We start from the raw sequence: 18447 nt of genomic DNA, 5'->3' as shown, positions 1-18447 counted from the left end.
AGCCCATGCGCGGACCCTGTCGGCGTTGCTGCCCGCGCAACGAAGAAACGATATGGCTGCGGAGCCGATAGGCAGACCGGAGCGATAAGCCTGCCGTCATCGTTTGTTATGTTATATCATTTTACTGACCTCTCCCGAAACGATAGCTTCACCTCTGACAACGGAAGAACGTGACACGGATCCCGCCTCATTGACCTGCCGCATCGCATGGATCGCCCCGACCTTATGCCTCGTCCTGGCCGCCATCCCCGCCGGTGCGAGCGCGGCTCGCGAGACCGGTCACGATCAGGAAAAGGACGGGATCGACCCCGAAGGTAGCGATGGAGAGGCGTCGCATCGGGGACACATGTCTTCGTCTCCTGACCCGGCGCATAGGCCCCTGGCCATGCCGACCGATCCGCGGCGCGGCGCGGAATCGATCACAGTGCATCGTCGTCGCACAGATCCGGATGGCGTGACACGACACACGGCGGGTGGAGGATTGATGCCGCAACAGAGCGCCCCCCGCGCCCAGAGCGGCCTGACACGCGACTTCATCGCCCGCCAATCGCCCACCCAGTCGCCCACGGCGCTGATTGCGGATCTTCCGGGCGTGATCTATTCGGCCAACGACCCCCTCGGGACCAATGACGATCAGCAGGGTCTCTCGGTTCGTGGCCTCGACCAGACGGAAATCGGCTATCTGTTCGAGGGTGTCCCGGCAGCGCCTCCGCTCTTCCTCATGCCCTACACCTCTGCCACGGCCGATAACGAGAATATCGCCTCGGTGACCCTGGCGCAGGGCGCGGCGGATCTCTCCGCACCGCTTTACAATGCCGTCGGGGGGCAGCTCTCGGTCAGGATGCGGATGCCCTCCGACCGTCCCGGCGGATTCGTCAGCGGTTCCTGGGGGTCTTACGGCCTGAACCGCGAATTTCTGCGTTACGATACGGGGAAGATCGGCCGGACGGGGCTCAAGGGTTTCGTGTCGTTTTCCTATCGTGGCGCGGATCAATGGCGCGGACCGGGAACGACGCGGCGTTATCACACCGATATGCGGCTCGTGCGCGAATGGGGCAAGGAGAGCCGCGCCTCCCTGCTGTTCTCGTTCAATCGCCAGAGACAATATTATCTGAGACAGCCGACCCTGGCCCAGTGGCGCGCCGAAGGCACGGCATTCAACTATAACGGACGTTACGCGACGGGTGACAGCAACTACTACAAGTTTCAGGAAAACGCCCGGGCGCAGAGTTTTGCAGCCCTGCCCGTATCGCTCGGGCTGGGTCGCGGGGTCCGGCTCGATGTCACGCCCTATCTGGTCTATGTCTGGGGCTATGACAGTTTCGGCACGACACTGAGCCGGACGGGCAGCTATCAGGGAAATCGTCCTGCCGGTACGCTTCAGGTCCCCGATAATCGGGGCGAGCGCTTCGTCGCGGTCGCGACGGACGTCTTTGCCCAGTCCCATCCCGGCCTCGATACGACACTCAGCTATCGCTCCGGGCGCAATCGCCTCGCCCTGTCCTACTGGTATTCCTACTACGCCTATCCGAACCTGTCCCGTTATGTGTTGCCCGATGCACAGGGCGGGGTTTCGAACCAGTGGGGATCCTTTCCGATCCTGACGCAGTCGGGTGCGCCGCTGACGTCCTATGATGCCAACCTCACCCAGCAGATCAATGCGCTCTCGCTATCCGACCGGCTCACGCTGCTCGATGGCAGGCTGACCCTCGAGGGAGGCGCACGGGTGGTAATGGTGTCCCGCTCGGTCACCAATATCCTGCCCGGTGCGCGCTACAGAAACGGCGAGAGCTATGTTGCCCCCCTTCCCCAGGTCGCGGCCTCGTTCCGGATCACCCCGAAAGACCAGATCTACATCAACGGGACAACCGGGTTTCGCCCCCCGTCCGGCATCTCGAATTTCGAGGACCGGTTCAGTGTCTCGACCGGTCAGCAGACGCGCAGGGCGTCGAGCGACACGAAGGCCGAATATGCGATCGGCGAGGAAATCGGCTACCGGCATCGCGGCCGCCTTTCGGTTTCCGTCGCCCTGTTCAATTACAATTTCACAAACCGGCAGATCTCGACCACGAGCGTTCTGAACGGCGCGATGATTACGGAGTCCATCAATGGCGGGGGCCAGACGGCGCGTGGCGTACAGTTCGAGGCCGGTCTGCGCCCCTGGCACGGTTTCAGCCCCTATCTGTCCGGCCAGCTCACACGGGCAACGATCGACAACGATATCCGGACCGGTGGAGATGCCCTCCCGACACGGGGGAAAAAAGCCATCCGCACGCCGGTTTTCTCAGGGGCACTGGGGATTTCCTACGATGACGGCGCCTTTTTCGGTGTCTTCAACGGCAATTATGTCGGGCCGACCTATGCGACCCTCATGAATGACGAGCGCATACCCGGTTTCGCGACCGCCAATCTCTCTCTGGGATACCGGTTGCAGCGAACCGGCGCTCTGAAAACCCCTCAGATCCAGCTCAATCTCATCAATCTGGGGCGATCCGGATATCTTTCGGGCGTCAATGGCGTCGCGCTCAATGCCCGCCCCACACAGGGCGTTTACGGCACGACGATACCGGGGCGGGCACCGACCTATTTCGTGGGAGGCGGTTTCGCCGGTGTGGTCTCGGTCTCCTCCGGTTTCTGAGGGACACGCGCCGCACTCCGGATCGGAATGACATCGCCTGCGATACCGGGGCACGGTCTGTCCCGGTATCGCAGGCGCTCATACCCTGCGTTGCGTCGCGACCGTCCCCGGTGGCAACGCACGCCCTGGCCCCGGTCCTACTGGAACGGGAGATAACGAAGCGACAGGAAGACCATATTGTCGTTCGTATGCGGCGTTCCACCGACCCCGCTGAACGAGGAGACATAGGTGAAGGAATACTGCGCGCCGACGCGAAGCGTGCCGTAATCGCCATGCATATAGGTCCACCAGAACCCGGCAGTGCCCTGGACCACGCGATTGATGCTCGACTGACAGGCCGAGGAGGCAGCCCCCTCGACGTCGCACCCGCTGACGTTATACAGCGGATTGCCGTAGCCGTAATGTTTCCCACCGGCATTGAAATAGGAGCGTGCGCGGAGCATCTCCATACCGCCATAGGCATAGAGCTGCAGGGCCTTCGTCGGATTGCCATAGAGCCCCACCAGCACATTGGCGGCGGGCATCGGCTTGACCTGGCCTTTCTGGTCGATGGTGACATCGGGAATATTCGACGTTCCGTAACGGCCAATGCCCGTGCCGACGAGGCCGGATGCCTGGAAATAGACCTTGTGCTTCTTATTGACCGGAAGAATCAGGCCACCGCCACCGCCACCGGCGACATGGGTGCTGCTCTTGCCGTACCCGTCATAGGATACGCGGCTATGAGCGAAACGGAGCAGCCCCGTCAGCTCGTAATGTCCCCATCCCGGATCGGCACCGACCTTGGCGATGATATCCGGCGCGATGTCGGTCGAATAATTCGTGGACGGATTGTTCACATTCGCGCCCGCATTCTGATACGTGCCCGATACGGCACCCGGCGGGAGATACTGTCCGCCCGAACCGGGCGAGATCACCTGCTGCGGGTTCTCCACCGACAGGCCGATATTGTAACGGCTGTGATCGAACCCCTTCACGAGACGGATCTGCGTGTTACGCGTCCAGTTGAAGCCCGGAACGTATTGTGCCTCGATGGTGAGCGGAACCTGTTCGTCTCGAGCGCGCATACCGTGATTGAACATGGTCAGAAGCGACCAGTTCTGCCCTCCGAGCAGCGTAAGATCGTCCACGTCGTCGATCAGCTGTCCGTAGAACACGCGCTCGCGCAGAACATAGGAATTCGACTGTCGGGAATTCGATGCGGAACCGGCCCCCTGGAAATCCGTCTCGATATAGGCCTGTGCGCGCAGGGCCTTGGTGATGTCGCCTTCCACCAGGGCAGCGAGCCGGCTCTGACGGGCCGTCTCGTGGAATTCGTTGATGTGATAATTGGGGTTATTGGCGAAGGGAATCGAGCCGTAATTCGACGAGATGTCCGCAACGTTGTTCCTGGAACGGAATATGGTCGCGGCCTCGGCATATCCGCCAAGCGTGATACGAACGCCGCCGATCTGGACCTGCCCCCTGTGGAGAGGACCGTAGAGATTGAGCACCCGCCCGGTCGGCGTGCCGGTCAGCTGACCGTAAGGCGTCGCCGCATTCACCGGAGGCAGAAGCTGATCGCTCCGGGGCCCTGGCGCAGCAGCCGTCGCGAAACCCGCATTGGGCGACGCCGATGCGTGAGGCGGCGCGCCACGATAGGCGTTACGCGCGCCATAGGGGTCGGTTTCCTCGGCCTGACGCTGCTGTGCCATCTGCTGGTGGATGCGGTTCATTTCGCGCTGATGCTCGCGCTTCATGGTGGCAAGCTGCGCCTGCATCGCCTTGATCTGCTTCTCCATCATGGTCATCTGATCCATGCTGGCCGCCTGGGATGGAGACGCGGCGGCGAGCGTCGTGAGCGAGACCGATGCCGTTGCCAGTATCAGGCGCCACGCTCGGGGGGAACATTTCATGTCGGTATCATCCGGATAGCGAGAAGGGGGCGGCCCTGTGCTTAGGACCTTCCTCTTCGCGCTACCCGCTAAGCTTTGATGACTCTCATATGACAGTTTTGTTTCAGTCATCCCAACTTATTGATAAGAAACGATATTTTCCTCTGGTTTTTTGACGGAATATCATTTCTGAGCGACAAACCATGTCAATGTGTTGTTTTGTTGCCACATTGCCATCGCTCCGGCTCAGAAAAGACTGAAGCGACGGCTCATCGGCACCGTTTCCGCCGGTGCGATATCGATCTCCTGTCCGTCGATCGCGACCCGATAGGTCACGGGATCGACCGTAACGGACGGCGTCGCATCGTTGAGGATCATGTCCGCCTTTCCGATGGTACGACAGCGTCTGACGGGCTCGATCCGCTTGCCCAGACCGTAGGACGAGACCTGCCCTTCACTGAGCGACGCTTCGCTGACGAAGAGCATCGAGGTCCGGGCGGTTCCGGCGGCCGTCGCCCCCCACATGGGCCGCATGATGACGGGCTGCGGCGTGGGAATGGATGCGTTCGCATCGCCGATCTGCGCATAGGCGATGAAACCGCTTTTCAGAACGAGTTCGGGGCGTGTTCCGAAAAATGCGGGAGACCACAGGACGAGATCGGCCACCTTGCCCTTTTCGATCGACCCCACGAGATGGCCGATCCCGTGAGCGATCGCTCCGTTGATCGTGTATTTCGCGACATAGCGCCGGATGCGGTAATTGTCGTTCCTCGCGCTGTCCTCCGCCAGCGTACCGAGCTGCTTTTTCATCAGATCGGCAATCTGCCAGCTGCGCGTGACGACCTCGCCCGCGCGCCCCATGGCCTGGCTGTCCGATGTCATCATCGAAATGGCGCCGATATCGTGCATGACCCCTTCGGCCGCAATCGTGTGCGGGCGGATGCGACTTGCAGCGAAGGAAACATCCTCCGGAATATCCTTGTCGAGATGATGGCAGACCATCAGCATATCGAGATGTTCCGCAACCGTATTGACGGTGTAGGGATTGGTCGGGCTCGTCGAACTGGTGAGGATATTGGGCTCGCCGCACACCCGCATGAGATCGGGCGCATGACCGCCTCCCGCCCCTTCGGAGTGATAGGTGTGGATGGTTCGCCCGGCAAAGGCGCGGATGGAATCCTCGACCGAGCAGCTCTCATTGATCGAATCCGTATGGATCGTGACCTGCACGTCATAGGCGTCGGCCACGCCGAGGCAGGTATCGATCGCCGCCGGCGTGGTCCCCCAGTCCTCATGCAGCTTGAGGGTCGCGGCTCCTGCGAGGATCTGTTCCTTCATTCCGTCCGGGCGCGAGGAATTGCCCCGTCCGGAGAAAATGAAATTGACAGGGACATTGTCGGTCGCCTGCATCATGAGGCGCAGATATTCCGGATTCGGCGTGCAGGTCGTCGCAAGGGAGCCCGTGGCCGGCCCCGTTCCGCCTCCGACCAGCGTCGTGATGCCGCTTGCCAGTGCCGTCTCAGGCTGGGTCGGGCAGATGTAATGGAAATGGGTATCGACACCGCCCGCGGTCAGGATCTTGCCCTCACCCGAGATCACCTCGGTATTGACCCCGATCACCAGATCGGGCGAGACCCCGGCCATGACGTCCGGATTGCCCGCCTTGCCGATCCCGGAGATACGGCCGTTCTTGATACCGATATCGGCCTTGTAGATCCCGGTATGATCGATCACGACGACATTGGTGATCACACAATCCAGGGTGTATTCAGGCCCGAGACCGGAATTCTGCCCCATTCCGTCGCGGATCACCTTCCCCGCGCCGAACACGCATTCATCGCCATAGACTGTGTAGTCGTGTTCGATCTCTGCAAGAAGACAGGTATCGCCGAGCTGGATGCGATCCCCCTTGGTCGGCCCGAACAGACTGGCGTAAAGGGCACGGTCGATCTGATATCCCATGATGAATCTCCTGTTCAGCCGGTATGGGCGAAAGCGCGGTTCGTCACGCGTCCGAGCGCGGTTCTGCGGTTTGCGGCACCGACCTGACCGTCTGCGATGTTGTTTCCTCCCCGGATGACCCGGTTGCCTGCGATCTGGACGAGCGTGATGGTCCGGGTCTCGCCCGGCTCGATGCGGATGGCGGTCCCGGCCGGGATATCGAGCCTCCTGCCATAAGCCGCATCGCGGTCGAAAAGCAGGCGGGGATTCGCCTCGCCGAAATGGAAGTGGCTGCCGATCTGCACCGGGCGGGCATCGGTATTCGTGATGTCGATGGTTACGGAGTCACGCCCCTCATTGAGCGTAATGACCCCCTCCTCGACCAGGATCGTCCCGGCCTTCTCCTGCGCCTGCGCGCCGAACAGCGCGGTATCGGGCACCGGCAGGAAGCTCCCATGAAGGGCGAGACCCAGATCCCCCTCCTCATGCGAAACGGGCGCCCGCACAGCAACGAGCTTCGTCCCGTCCGCGAACGTCCCCTCGACATGCAGATCCGTCATCATCTCGGGCACGCCGGGCAGGACTTCCCTTCGCCCGAGTATGCGTCCCCCGATCTGCATGAGCTCGGAAACCGAGTGATTTCCGTCACGGATCAGCTCGAGCAGCACGAAGGCGAGCAGCCCCATCGCTTCGGGATAGGAGAGCCTCAGCCCGCGCGCGAGGCGCCGTTGCGCGAGCATGCCGGTCGTTGCGACCGTAAGTTTGTCGACTTCATAAGGTGTCAGATGCATCGGAACGACCTTTCGAACCGGTTTGCGCACAAGTCGTTGCGCGCGGTTGAGGGAGTGCTCCCCGGAGGCAGAATGCAGGGGATGAGGGCTGCGGATGACGGGCGCCGTCTTCAGAGCATCACATGTCGACGCACCTCTTGGCGGTCGAGGGTCCCGATCGTGCCCTGCGCGACGACCTGACCCCGGTCGAGCACGACGACGCTATCGGCGAGGTCGTAGGCGAACTCGAAATACTGCTCGACCAGAAGCAGTGCCATGTCCCCGCGATCGCGCAGCATGGCGATGACCCTGCCGATATCCTTGATGATCGAGGGCTGGATCCCTTCGGTCGGTTCGTCCAGCACCAGAAGGCGCGGTCTGGTGACGAGCGCCCGTGCGATGGCGAGCTGCTGCTGCTGCCCGCCGGAAAGATCGCCCCCCCTGCGGTCGAGCATGTCTCCGAGCACCGGAAAGATCGCGAAGATCTCCTCGGGGATGCGCCTCTGCCCGCGCGGCAGAAGGGAGAAACCGGTCTGGAGATTCTCCCGCACGCTCAGCAGCGGGAAAATGTCCCGCCCCTGCGGAACGGTCGCAATGCCGCGTCTTGCACGCTCCCACGCCGGAAGATGCGCGATCTCTTCCCCCTCCCAGAGAATGCTGCCGCCGGAAATGCCGTGCATTCCGGTTACTGCACGCAGCACGCTGGTCTTTCCGACCCCGTTTCTGCCCAGCAGACAGGTCACCGCGCCGCGCCGGGCGCTGAGGGAAACGCCGCGAAGCGCGATCGCTTCGCCGTAATGCAGCGCGATATCGGTAATCGTGAGCATGGTCTCTCTCCTCTCAGCGACCGAGATAGACGTCGATGACGCGCGGATCGGCGCTGACGCGATCGAGCGTGCCTTCCGTCAGGACCGATCCCTCGTGCAGAACCGTGACGTCCACACCCAGCGCGCGCACGAAATCCATGTCATGCTCGACCACGATCACGCTGTGAGAGGTGTTGATGTCGCGCAGCAGATCAGCCGTCTGCATGGTTTCGGCATCGGTCATGCCCGCAACCGGCTCATCGACGAGAAGAAGGCGGGGATCCTGCGCAAGGAGCATGCCGATCTCCAGCCACTGCTTCTGTCCGTGACTGAGCGCACCCGCGAGAAGCCTCTCCCGGGCCGTCAGGCCGATGCGCCCGAGAAGCCCCGCGATCCGCTCGCCTTCGTCCGGCGTCTCGCGCAGGAACAGCATCCGCAGCGGCGAGCGCGTTCCCCTCAGGGCGAGAAGGAGATTGTCGTGAACGCTCAACGCCTCGAATACCGTCGGTTTCTGGAACTTGCGCCCGATTCCGAGCCTTGCGATGGTCGGCTCGTCGAAGCGCGTCAGCTCCTGCCCCCGGAAACGGACGCTGCCGCAATCCGGTCGGGTCTTTCCCGTGACGATATCCATCATCGTGGTCTTGCCCGCACCGTTCGGCCCGACAATGGCGCGCATCTCTCCGGGGCGAAGGCGAAGCGTCAGGTCGTTGATCGCCCGGAAACCGTCGAAGGTGACCGAGACATGGCTCAGATCGAGCAGCCAGTCCTCGCTCATTCCTCATCCCTCCCTGGCTCGACAAGCTCCGGTGTCGGATCGGTCCGGGCATTGCGCCCTGCCCTGCCGCCCATCGATCCCACAAGCCCGACCAGCCCGCACGGCAGGAAGAGCGTGGTCGCAATGAAGAGAAAGCCCAGACCGTACAGCCAGAATTCAGGCATCCACGCCGTGAACAGGGTCTTGCCGAAATTGACGAGCACAGCGCCGAGTACGGCGCCGCTCAGGGTTCCGCGCCCGCCGACCGCGACCCATATGACGGCTTCGATCGAGTTTCCCGGCGTGAATTCTCCCGGGTTGATGATTCCGACCTGCAGGACGTAGAACGCCCCGCCGACGGCGGCGATCATGGCGGACAGGATCCAGACCAGCAATTTGGCATGATCGGGGCGATATCCCATGAACCGCGTCCGGCTCTCGGCATCGCGTACGGCCACGAGCAGGCGACCGAACCGGCCGCTCACCACCCAGCGGGCCAGCATCAGCGATCCGGCCAGGAAAACGCCCGTAAGTGCGAGAAGCGCAGCGCGGGTCCGCGCCTGATGCAGGTCGAAACCGAGCACGTCCTTGAAATCGGTCAGACCGTTATTGCCACCGAAGCCGAGCCCGTTCTGGAAGAAGGCGAGCATCAGGGCAAAGGTCAGGGCCTGGGTGATGATCGAGAGATAGACGCCCGACACGCGCGAGCGGAAGGCGAGCCATCCGAAAAGCGCCGCAAGCGCGCCAGGCACGAGCAGAACGAGCAGAACCGAGACGGCAAAATGCTCCGATCCCATCCAGTACCAGGGCAGATCCGACCAGGAGAGGAAGACCATGAAATCCGGCAGATGGGCATTGCCGTACACGCCGCGCGCACCGATCTCGCGGGTCAGGTACATCCCCATCGCATAGCCGCCGAGCGCGAAGAACGCCGCATGGCCGAGCGTCAGAATACCGGCGAACCCCCAGACGAGATCGATCGCAAGGGCGAGAAATGCGTAACTCAGATATTTCCCGACAATCGTCACCACGAAGGGAGAAACGGAGAAGACTCCCTGCTGCGGCAGGAGGCTGCCGAGAGAAAGCACCGCCGAAAGCAGCAGGACGAGCCCTGCGGCAAGACGGACCGATCTGAAATCCATGGAGGTTTTCATGAGTCCACTCCACGTCCACGCAGGGGGAACATGCCTCGCGGGTGTTTCTGGATATAGAGGATGACGAGAACGAGCAGCAGGATCTTGCCCGAGACGGCACCGATCAGCGGCTCGAGCACCTTGTCTCCGATGCCGAGGGTCATGGCGGCGGCCAGCGTGCCCCAGAGATTGCCGACACCGCCGAACACGACCACGAGAAAACTGTCGATGATGTAGCCCTGTCCCAGATTGGGACTGACATTGTCGATCTGGCTGACCGCCACACCCGCGAGCCCTGCAATTCCCGATCCCAGCCCGAAAGTCAGCGCATCCACCCGCGCTGTGCGGATGCCCATCAGGGCTGCCATGCGCCGGTTCTGCGTGACCGCGCGCATCTGGAGACCGAACCGGGTACGACGCAGGATAAAGAGCAGCCCCGCCATGACGCATCCCGAGAAGACGAGTATGGCGATGCGTCCGATCGTGATTTCCGTGCCTCCGATCGCAACAGAGCCCGAAAGAAAGGACGGTGTCGTGACGGCCACATTGGTCGGGCCGAAGAGGCTTCGCACCAGCTGCTGGAGACAGAGCGACAACCCCCATGTGGCGAGAAGCGTCTCGAGGGGACGGCCGTAAAGAAACCGGATCAGCCCCTTCTCGATCGCAATCCCGAGGAGCCAGCAGACCCCGAAGGCGACCGGAACCGCAACGGCAAGGCTCCAGGTCTCGAGCCCGGGCAGCCAGCGATGCAACCCGTATTGCGTCGCATAGGTGGCATAGGCACCGATCATCATCAGCTCGCCATGGGCCATGTTGATGACGCCCATGACGCCGAAAGTGACGGCAAGCCCCATGGCTGCGAGCATCAGCACGGATCCGAGGCTGGCCCCGTAGAACACGTTCTGGACGATGCCCCACAGGCGCTGCCTTCGATCGATCGAGGCGACTGCCTTTCTGGCGGAACCCGCGATTTCGGGATCGGAGGAGGAGGACGCGACGCCGGCGAGCAGACCGCGCGCATCCAGACGCCCGCTCTTGCCGAGTGTCTCGACCGCTGCGCGTTCCTGCCCGGGCGCGGCGCCTGTCTTCAGCACAATGGCCGCGCGCGCAAGCGTAAGGGCGCGTTTGACGGACGCAGCCTTCTCCCGGGACATCGCACGATCGAGAACGGGGAGCGCATCGGCGCCGGGATGATGATAGAGCGCCATTGCAGCCGCTTCGCGCGCGGACACGTCGTTTGCCCTCAGCGCCCGTTCGGCCAGCGCGATCCGTATCGCGCCACGGATACGGTTATTGACGCGGATCCTGCGCAATGCGTCACCCGTCAGGGTCGCGCCCGTGACCGCATCGCGAGCGACGCCGTTTTCCCGGATGACGATCCGGTCGCTGTCGGAGCCCACCGCCAGACGACCGTCATGCAACGCCTCGAGAACCGCTTTCCCCCAGGGCGCATCGGAAACGCCGAGCCGGGCGACGCCTCTGCCGATCGCTTCGAAATGACGTGAGGCGAGCGCGCGCAGGGCTTCGCCATCGGCATCGCTCACCGCGTTTGAATGCCCGACATCCGGGGCCGATATCGGGGCCGGAATTGATGTCGGTGCCGGTGTCGGTGTCGGTATTCCTGTCCGGTCCTGTGCGAGGCAGATCGCCGGACCCAGCGGGAGGCACGAGGCAACCGAAAGCAGCGCAACGAGGAGTACGGCAGCCCGTGCCTCAGCCATGACGCCCCCCGAGACAGAGCTTGCGGGCCGTGTCGTAATTTCCGCAATGCCTCGGAGCGGTCCAGTCGCCCACGAGCGTCCGGGTTTCGGGCACATAGCGGGACCAGGCCTCGCCGGGTATCTCGGCGGGTGTCTGCCAGACGACGGCGAACTGTCCGTCATCCTGGATCTCGCCGATATAGACGGGCTTCGAAAGATGATGATCGGGCAGCATGACGGCGGTCCCGCCCGTGAGGTTGCCCTGACGAAGCCCGACCATCGCGTCTATGACCGCATCGGAATCGGTCGTCCCGGCTTTCGTTACGGCCTGCACCCAGAGATTGAAGCCGAGATAATGGGCTTCCATCGGATCGTTGGCGGTCCGCTTCGGATTGCCCGTGAAGTCGCGCCATGATCTGATGAACGCCGTATTCTGCGGGGTATCGATGCTCTGGAAATAATTCCAGGCCGCGAGTTGCCCCACGAGACCGCCGGTATCCATCCCGGCAAGTTCCTCCTCGCCGACGCTGAACGCCATGACCGGAATATCGGTGGCCGAAACTCCCTGGTTCCCGAGCTCCTTGTAGAACGGCACGTTGGCATCGCCATTCACCGTGGAGATGACGGCGGTCTTCTTGCCTGCGGAGCCGAACGCCTTGATCCGCGAGACGCTCGTCTGCCAGTCCGACTGTCCGAAAGGCGTATAATCGATCATGATGTCGCCCGGAGTGATTCCCCTGGCGAGCAGATAGTTGCGCAGGATCTGGTTCGTCGTTCTGGGGTAAACGTAATCGGTCCCGATCAGGGCGAAACGCTTCGCCGCGCCCCCCTCCTCGCCGAGGAGGTAATCCACTGCCGGTATGGCCTGCTGATTGGGTGCGGCACCGGTATAGAAGATGTTACGACTGCATTCCTGCCCTTCGTACTGGACGGGATAGAAGAGAATCCCGTTGAGCTCCTCCACCACCGGCAGGACGGATTTGCGCGACACGCTGGTCCAGCAGCCGAAAATGGCAGAGACCCTGTCGACCGCGATGAGCTGTCTGGCTTTCTCCGCATAGAGCGGCCAGTTCGATGCGGGATCGACGACCACGGCCTCGAGTGGACGCCCGAGCACGCCGCCGCGCCGGTTCTGCTCTGCCACCAGCATGAGCATGACATCCTTGAGCGTCGTTTCGCTGATCGCCATCGTGCCCGACAGGGAGTGCAGGATACCAATGCGGATCGGCGCACCGCCCGGAGCGGCTGCACGGGCCCGGGGCGCATAGCCGGACAGGGCGGCCAGCCCCAGCCCGCCACGGGCAAGGGCGCGACGTGTCAGACGCGATACAGAGGCGTTCATGCTCGGGCTTCCTCATCGTGAACCATGCCCCGATTGTTCGCCGCGCCCCGATCTATGCACCATACGCAATCCTGCGTATTAACTTCCGCATACGTTTCGTCGTCTTCTCCGGTCTTCCCGACCGCTCGTGCCGCCCCGCAAGCCCCTGACGGAGACCAGAGATTTGAGTGCGCGACCGGCCCATCCCCTGAGGATCACTCCGGCGAGACGCCAGTACAACCGTCTCGCCTCCGATGAGAGCCGCGAGGATTACGCGCTCAGACACATGGCGCGTTCGGCGCGGTTTTCCACGCCGGAACAGGGTTTTCTCGCTGCCTCCGGTGCGTGCTCCTTTCTCGCTCTCGAGGCCATAGGCGGCGCGCTCGCACTCGGTTTCGGCCCTGCCAATCTTTTCGCGGGACTGCTTCTTGCGGGGATCACGATATTTCTCGTCGGTCTGCCCGTGTGTCTGCGTGCGGCGCGCACCGGGCTCGATATCGATCTTCTCACGAGAGGCACGGGCTTCGGCTATCTCGGCTCGGTTCTGACCTCCGTGTTCTATGCCGGATTCACCGTTTTCTTTTTCGCGATAGAGGCCTCTATCCTTGCGTCGTGTCTCATGGCCACGCTCGACCTGCCGCATTGGGTCGCGGCCCTGATCGCCTCGGGATCCATCGTTCCGGTCGTTTTCCTCGGCATCGGGACCATCAGGCGGTTTCAGGCCTGGAGTTTCCTTCCATGGATCGTCCTCAACCTCGCACCGCTGATCGCGTTTTTTTCCTCCACGGATATCCGCGCCATTATCGTCTCTAGCGGAGGATTCCCCTGGAGCCTGTCCTCCGGGATTTCCTCGTCCGGGATGTTTCCCTCGGGGGCAGGCCCATCGGACGGATTTCTCGCAGGGCATGCCGTCCTTCCCGGCATTCTTCCTGCAGCCGCGATCGCGCCCGCCTCAGGCGCCGGTGCCTTCTCCGTGTTATCGGCAGGATGCTGCGCGTCCATCCTGCTCGTTCTGCTTCTGCAGAGCGCCGAACAGGCCGATTTCATGCGGTTCATGCCCGAACGGACATCCGGATCGCGGCTGCGCTGGTGGAGCAGCCTGCTTCTCGGCGGGCCGGGATGGATCGTGTTCGGGGGCGTGAAGCTTCTTGCTGGCGGTTTGATCGCGGTTTTCCTGGTGCGCTCCGGCGTTTCGGCCGATGACGCTGCCCGACCGATCGTCATGTACGATGTCGCCTTCTCCCGCCTCCTGCCTCACGGTCTGGCGCCCGTTGCGACGTTTTTCCTGATCCTGCTGGCGCAGAGCCGGATCAACATAACGAATGCCTATGCCGGCTCCATTGCCTTGTCGAATGTCTTCTCGCGACTGACCCATACCCATCCGGGAAGAGCCATACACGTCGTTCTGACGGCGGCGCTCGCGCTCTGCCTCGTCGAGACGGGGCTGACGGACCGGATAGGCCGGGGTCTCATTCCTTATGCCGTGATCGCAGCGGCCTGGATGGGTGTTCTCGCGGCCGATCTCGTCATCTGCCGTCCTCTGGGTCTGGTTCCGCAGAAGGCCGAGTTCCGCAGGGCGTTCCTGCCGGATCTGAATCCGGTGGGGGTTCTGGCCTTCCTTCTGGCTCTGGCGGGCGGGTTCGTTTCCAGCTCGGGGCTTGCCGGAACGACCCTGCGTGCCTATGCGCCGTTTGCTGCGCTCCTCATCGCGGGAGCCACCACGATCATTCTCGCCCACCGGACCCGTGGCAGGACCTGTCTGGCCCGTCGCCCCTCCCGGCCCTGGTCGCGCGGCGCCGAAAAGACCTGCCTGATCTGCAGCGCGACTTTCGAGACCGACGATCTCGTACCCTGTCCCGCTTATGGCGCAACATTGTGTTCGCTTTGCTGCGCCCTCGATGCGCGGTGCGGCGACCGGTGCAAACCTGCCGCGACGCGGTTCGGCACCCAGATCAGAAGATGTTTCCCCGCCCGATGGCACGCGAAACTCGATACGCCTCTTGTCCGGTTTCTCGGCCTTTTCGCCCCGATTGCGGCATTTTCCTGCCTTGCCTTCTACGCGTTTCTCGATGACTGGCAGAATGCGGTGGCGCTCTGCCTCGCCATCGCAGGGCTGATCTGCTGGCTGCTGGTCATGAGCCTCGAGGGGCATCGCACCGCGCAGGAGGAGACGCGCAAACAGACCCGGCTCCTGCTCGACGAGATCGCCGCCCATGATCGCACCGCGGCGGCGCTCGACCGGGCCCGGGCGAAGGCGGAAGCGGCCAGCCTTGCGAAGACACGCTATATCAGCGGTATCAGCCACGAATTGCGCACGCCGCTCAATACGATCATGGGATATGCCCAGATTCTTGCGCGCGATCTCTCCGAGGGGGCGAACGGCACGAACGAATTGCAGACCATCACGGAGAGCGCCAACCACATGACCGCGCTGCTTGGCGGTCTGCTCGATATCGCGAGCATCGAGGCCGGACGGATCGAGATCTATCGCGACGAGATCGATCTTCCGGCCTTTCTGCAGAATGTCGCGCGCATGGTCGCTCCCCTTGCCCAGGCCAAAGGCCTGGTCTTCCATTATGAGCCGGGCTCTCCCCTGCCGGGCCGGGTCAACGGGGACACGCACAGACTGCGTCAGATCCTGCTCAATCTTCTTTTCAACGCCGTGAAATTCACGGATCGGGGCCATATCCGCTTCATCGTTCGCTGGCGCGCCCAGATAGCCGAATTCGTTATAGAGGATACCGGACCGGGCATAGCGGCGGAGGATCAGGAGCGCATTTTCGAACCGTTCGAGCGCGGCGCCGCCTCGGATATTCCCGGAACCGGTCTCGGCCTGACGATCACCCGGCTTCTGACGGAAGTGCTCGGCGGCGAGTTGGGTTTTTCCAGCACGCCGGGCGTCGGGACGCGATTCCGCCTCAGGTTCATGCTTTCCGAACTCGCAGCGGCATCGGCCAAACCGGTCGATCGTCTTCCGCCGGGATATGCGGGGCGCCGGCGCCGTATTGCCGCAGTTGACGACCAGCCTCACCATCTTGCCATTCTGCGCGCCTGCCTCGCGCCGATCGGGTTCGAGATCTCCTGTTTCCCAAATGGCGCGTCTTTTCTGGACAGCCTGACCGGAGATCCGCCCGATCTCCTTCTTTTCGACCTGACCATGCCGGAAATGGACGGCCGCACGCTCGCCCGTGCAGTGCGCGCGCGGCTGGGACGCAATCCTCCCATCATCTTCCTTACCGGCAATCTGGAGGAGACCTCTCGCGGGCGTATCGACGCGGTCGAGAACGCGACAGTGCTTGCAAAGCCGGTCGATCTCCCCCGCCTCGTTTCCGAGATCGGGATCAGGCTCGGCCTCTCGTTCGATACCGCTCCCGAACGATCGCATCCAGACCATCCCGATGAGCCCGAAGCAGGGCAGGACGGGACGTATCGGGATGGGACGCGGCCGGGTGGGACACGGCCGGGTGGGACACGGCCGGACAGGGATGTCGGCGGGGATGACAATCCGTCCGGCAGGGGGGAAGACGGCGCATTTGCGGAAAAGACGCTGTCCGGCGCGCGACGCGATGCGCTGCTGGACCTGCTGGACGCCGGAGACCTCGCCGCCGTCAGGACGTCTCTCGCAACGCTGATCGAAACGACCGCAGAGGCCGAGAAGGAAACCGTCCGGCACTGTCTGGCGCTGGCGGCCTCCTATCGACTGGATGCCCTGCGCGACGCCCTGGAGGCCCTGTCCGATGGATGAAACCGCTCCCTCCCGACCTGTCATTCTCGTCATCGACGACGATCCCGCGTCTCTCGGGCTGATGGACCGGGAACTCTGCCGGCTGGGCTATATCGTCAGACTGGCTGCATCCGGCCAGACAGGGCTGGATATCCTCGCGCGCGGCGGGATCGATCTCGTTCTCGTCGATGCCTGCATGCCCGGGCTCGATGGCTGGGCGGTATGCGAGCGCATCACGGCCGATCCTCTCCTGTCGCGTCTTCCCGTCATCTTCATGACCGGACTGACGGAAACCCGTCATGTCCTGCGGGCCTTCGAGAGCGGGGCGGTCGATTATGTGACGAAGCCCTTCAACATTGCCGAGATCGCCGCGCGTCTCGAGATCCGCCTCGGCGCGGCGCGGCGCATGGCATTCGCCCATGCCGCGCTCGATCGTGCCGGTCGGTTCTTCTTTGCGCTGGATCGCTCGGGAAAACTGGTCTGGGCGACACCGCAGGCCGCAGAGCTTCTGCATGACATTCCCGACTGGCCCGGACTTGCGGAAACCCTGGCTCGCAGCGCAACCGGGGCAACCTCCGGAGGCATCCTCCGGAGGCAGGCTCTTGCCAGCCACGATCTCGATTTCCGTATCGTGGGCGAGAGCGCTCCTGACGAGCTCCTCTTCAAGGTGGAGCGAACCGTCCGGAACCCGGCAAGCGCCCTCCAGACGGCCTTCAATCTGAGTGCGAGGGAGGCGGAGGTTCTTCTCTGGATCGCACGCGGCAAAACGAGCCGGGATATCGCCCAGATCCTCGGTATCAGCTCACGAACCATCGACAAGCATACCGAGCAGATCTACAACAAGGCCGGTTTCAGCTCGCGCGCCTCGGCCGCTGCCGCCGCTGCCCTCCATCTCGACATGCGGTCCGCACGCAGCATCGATACCTGACCCCGCTTCCGGCCATGAGGCGGGAAACAGGGCCAGAGGATCAGAGGATCAGAGGATCGTGTAACCGCCATCGATCAGAAGATCCGCGCCATTGATCATCGCGGCGCCGGAGGATGCGAGAAACACAGCAGCGGCAGCGATTTCCTCGGGGATGGCGAACCGGCCCGCGGGAATACGACGGATCGCCGCCTCACCCTTTTCTCCCGCCCAGGCTTTCTTTCCGAGCTCGGTCATCACGACCGTCGGCGAGATCGTATTGACCGTGATGCCGTGTCTGCCCCATTCGGCGGCAAAGGTTTTCGACATGCCGATCACACCGAATTTGGACGCGCAATAGGCGACGTGCTCCTCGATCGCGACGGTACCGGCCTGAGAGGCGAGATTGATGATACGCCCTCCCTTGCCCGCCTCGATCATGACCCGTCCGGCCTCCTGCGTCATCACGAAACTGCCGGTGAGATTGATCGCGATCGTCTTGTTCCAGTGCTCCATGCTGAGGCTTTCCGCAGGAGCGAGGAACACGACACCCGCGCAATTGACCACGATGTCGATCCGCCCGAAGGAGTCCCGGACCGCCGCCACGACGGATTTCACCGATTCGGGGTTCGATACGTCGCAGGCGAATGGCCGGGCGGCCTCTCCGAGTGCCGAGGCCTTCGCGGCCGCGTTGTCGTGATTGACATCGACCACGGCCACACGCGCCCCCTTGCGAACATACGCCTCGGCAATGGCGGCACCGATTCCCGAGGCTCCGCCCGTCACGAGAGCGACCTTGCCACCCAGACCGAAATCGAGATCGACATCGGCGGCAGAAAACTTCATCTCCATGATCACTCTCCCTGTGATTAATCACATACC

12 protein-coding genes are annotated in these 18447 nt (G+C 62.9%); 3 read left to right on the top strand and 9 right to left on the bottom strand.

Features of this window, described 5'->3' with window-relative positions; translation table 11 throughout:
- The first annotated feature begins 190 nt into the window (after positions 1 to 190).
- Complete coding sequence (locus tag SSA02_RS04415; RefSeq protein WP_246103630.1) at positions 191 to 2638, top strand: TonB-dependent receptor; 2448 nt, start codon at positions 191 to 193, stop codon at positions 2636 to 2638.
- A gap of 137 nt (positions 2639 to 2775) precedes the next feature.
- Here the strand turns inward: SSA02_RS04415 and SSA02_RS04410 are convergent, their stop codons facing one another.
- The 8 genes from SSA02_RS04410 to urtA all read right to left on the bottom strand — a co-directional run bounded on the left by SSA02_RS04410 (position 2776) and on the right by urtA (position 12958).
- Positions 2776 to 4533 carry an OmpH family outer membrane protein gene (locus tag SSA02_RS04410; protein WP_246103629.1) on the bottom strand — a complete coding sequence of 586 codons (1758 nt, stop codon included), beginning with the start codon at positions 4531 to 4533 and terminating at the stop codon, positions 2776 to 2778.
- Positions 4534 to 4758: 225 nt separating this feature from the next.
- Positions 4759 to 6474: an urease subunit alpha gene (gene ureC / locus SSA02_RS04405; protein ID WP_147092755.1), complete on the bottom strand. Its 1716-nt coding sequence runs from the start codon at positions 6472 to 6474 to the stop codon at positions 4759 to 4761.
- Between the two features lie 14 nt (positions 6475 to 6488).
- The gene (gene ureB, locus SSA02_RS04400) at positions 6489 to 7244 is read right to left on the bottom strand and encodes an urease subunit beta (protein WP_147092754.1); all 756 of its coding nucleotides are present in this window, start codon (positions 7242 to 7244) and stop codon (positions 6489 to 6491) included.
- Between the two features lie 110 nt (positions 7245 to 7354).
- Complete coding sequence (gene urtE, locus SSA02_RS04395) at positions 7355 to 8050, bottom strand: urea ABC transporter ATP-binding subunit UrtE (protein WP_147092753.1); 696 nt, start codon at positions 8048 to 8050, stop codon at positions 7355 to 7357.
- Between the two features lie 13 nt (positions 8051 to 8063).
- A complete protein-coding gene (gene urtD, locus SSA02_RS04390; RefSeq protein WP_147092752.1) occupies positions 8064 to 8804 on the bottom strand; it encodes an urea ABC transporter ATP-binding protein UrtD in 741 nt (246 codons plus the stop codon).
- Positions 8801 to 9925, bottom strand: a complete 1125-nt coding sequence (gene urtC, locus SSA02_RS04385) for an urea ABC transporter permease subunit UrtC (RefSeq protein WP_371859192.1) — start codon at positions 9923 to 9925, stop codon at positions 8801 to 8803. Before urtC ends, urtD begins: the two co-directional genes overlap by 4 nt.
- Before the next feature lie 8 nt (positions 9926 to 9933).
- Positions 9934 to 11637: an urea ABC transporter permease subunit UrtB gene (urtB, locus tag SSA02_RS04380; protein ID WP_147092750.1), complete on the bottom strand. Its 1704-nt coding sequence runs from the start codon at positions 11635 to 11637 to the stop codon at positions 9934 to 9936.
- Positions 11630 to 12958 (bottom strand): urea ABC transporter substrate-binding protein, encoded by a 1329-nt coding sequence (gene urtA, locus SSA02_RS04375; protein ID WP_147092749.1) that lies wholly within the window; start codon positions 12956 to 12958, stop codon positions 11630 to 11632. The genes urtB and urtA overlap by 8 nt, the downstream gene beginning before the upstream one ends.
- Before the next feature lie 163 nt (positions 12959 to 13121).
- On the opposite strand from urtA, the gene SSA02_RS04370 reads away from it, so the two are divergent.
- Both SSA02_RS04370 and SSA02_RS04365 read left to right on the top strand, forming a co-directional pair.
- Positions 13122 to 16682, top strand: coding sequence for a hybrid sensor histidine kinase/response regulator (locus tag SSA02_RS04370; RefSeq protein WP_147092748.1), 3561 nt, complete (start codon positions 13122 to 13124; stop codon positions 16680 to 16682).
- Positions 16675 to 17589: a response regulator transcription factor gene (locus SSA02_RS04365; protein ID WP_147092747.1), complete on the top strand. Its 915-nt coding sequence runs from the start codon at positions 16675 to 16677 to the stop codon at positions 17587 to 17589. The genes SSA02_RS04370 and SSA02_RS04365 overlap by 8 nt, the downstream gene beginning before the upstream one ends.
- Positions 17590 to 17637: 48 nt before the next feature.
- Here the strand turns inward: SSA02_RS04365 and SSA02_RS04360 are convergent, their stop codons facing one another.
- Positions 17638 to 18417, bottom strand: coding sequence for an SDR family oxidoreductase (locus SSA02_RS04360; RefSeq protein ID WP_281287513.1), 780 nt, complete (start codon positions 18415 to 18417; stop codon positions 17638 to 17640).
- Positions 18418 to 18447: the final 30 nt, after the last annotated feature.

The organism is Swaminathania salitolerans, assembly GCF_007988945.1.
GTDB classification, from domain to species: domain Bacteria; phylum Pseudomonadota; class Alphaproteobacteria; order Acetobacterales; family Acetobacteraceae; genus Swaminathania; species Swaminathania salitolerans.
Note: the sequence above shows the minus strand (reverse complement) of the source record. Positions and strands in the feature narration are given on the sequence as shown.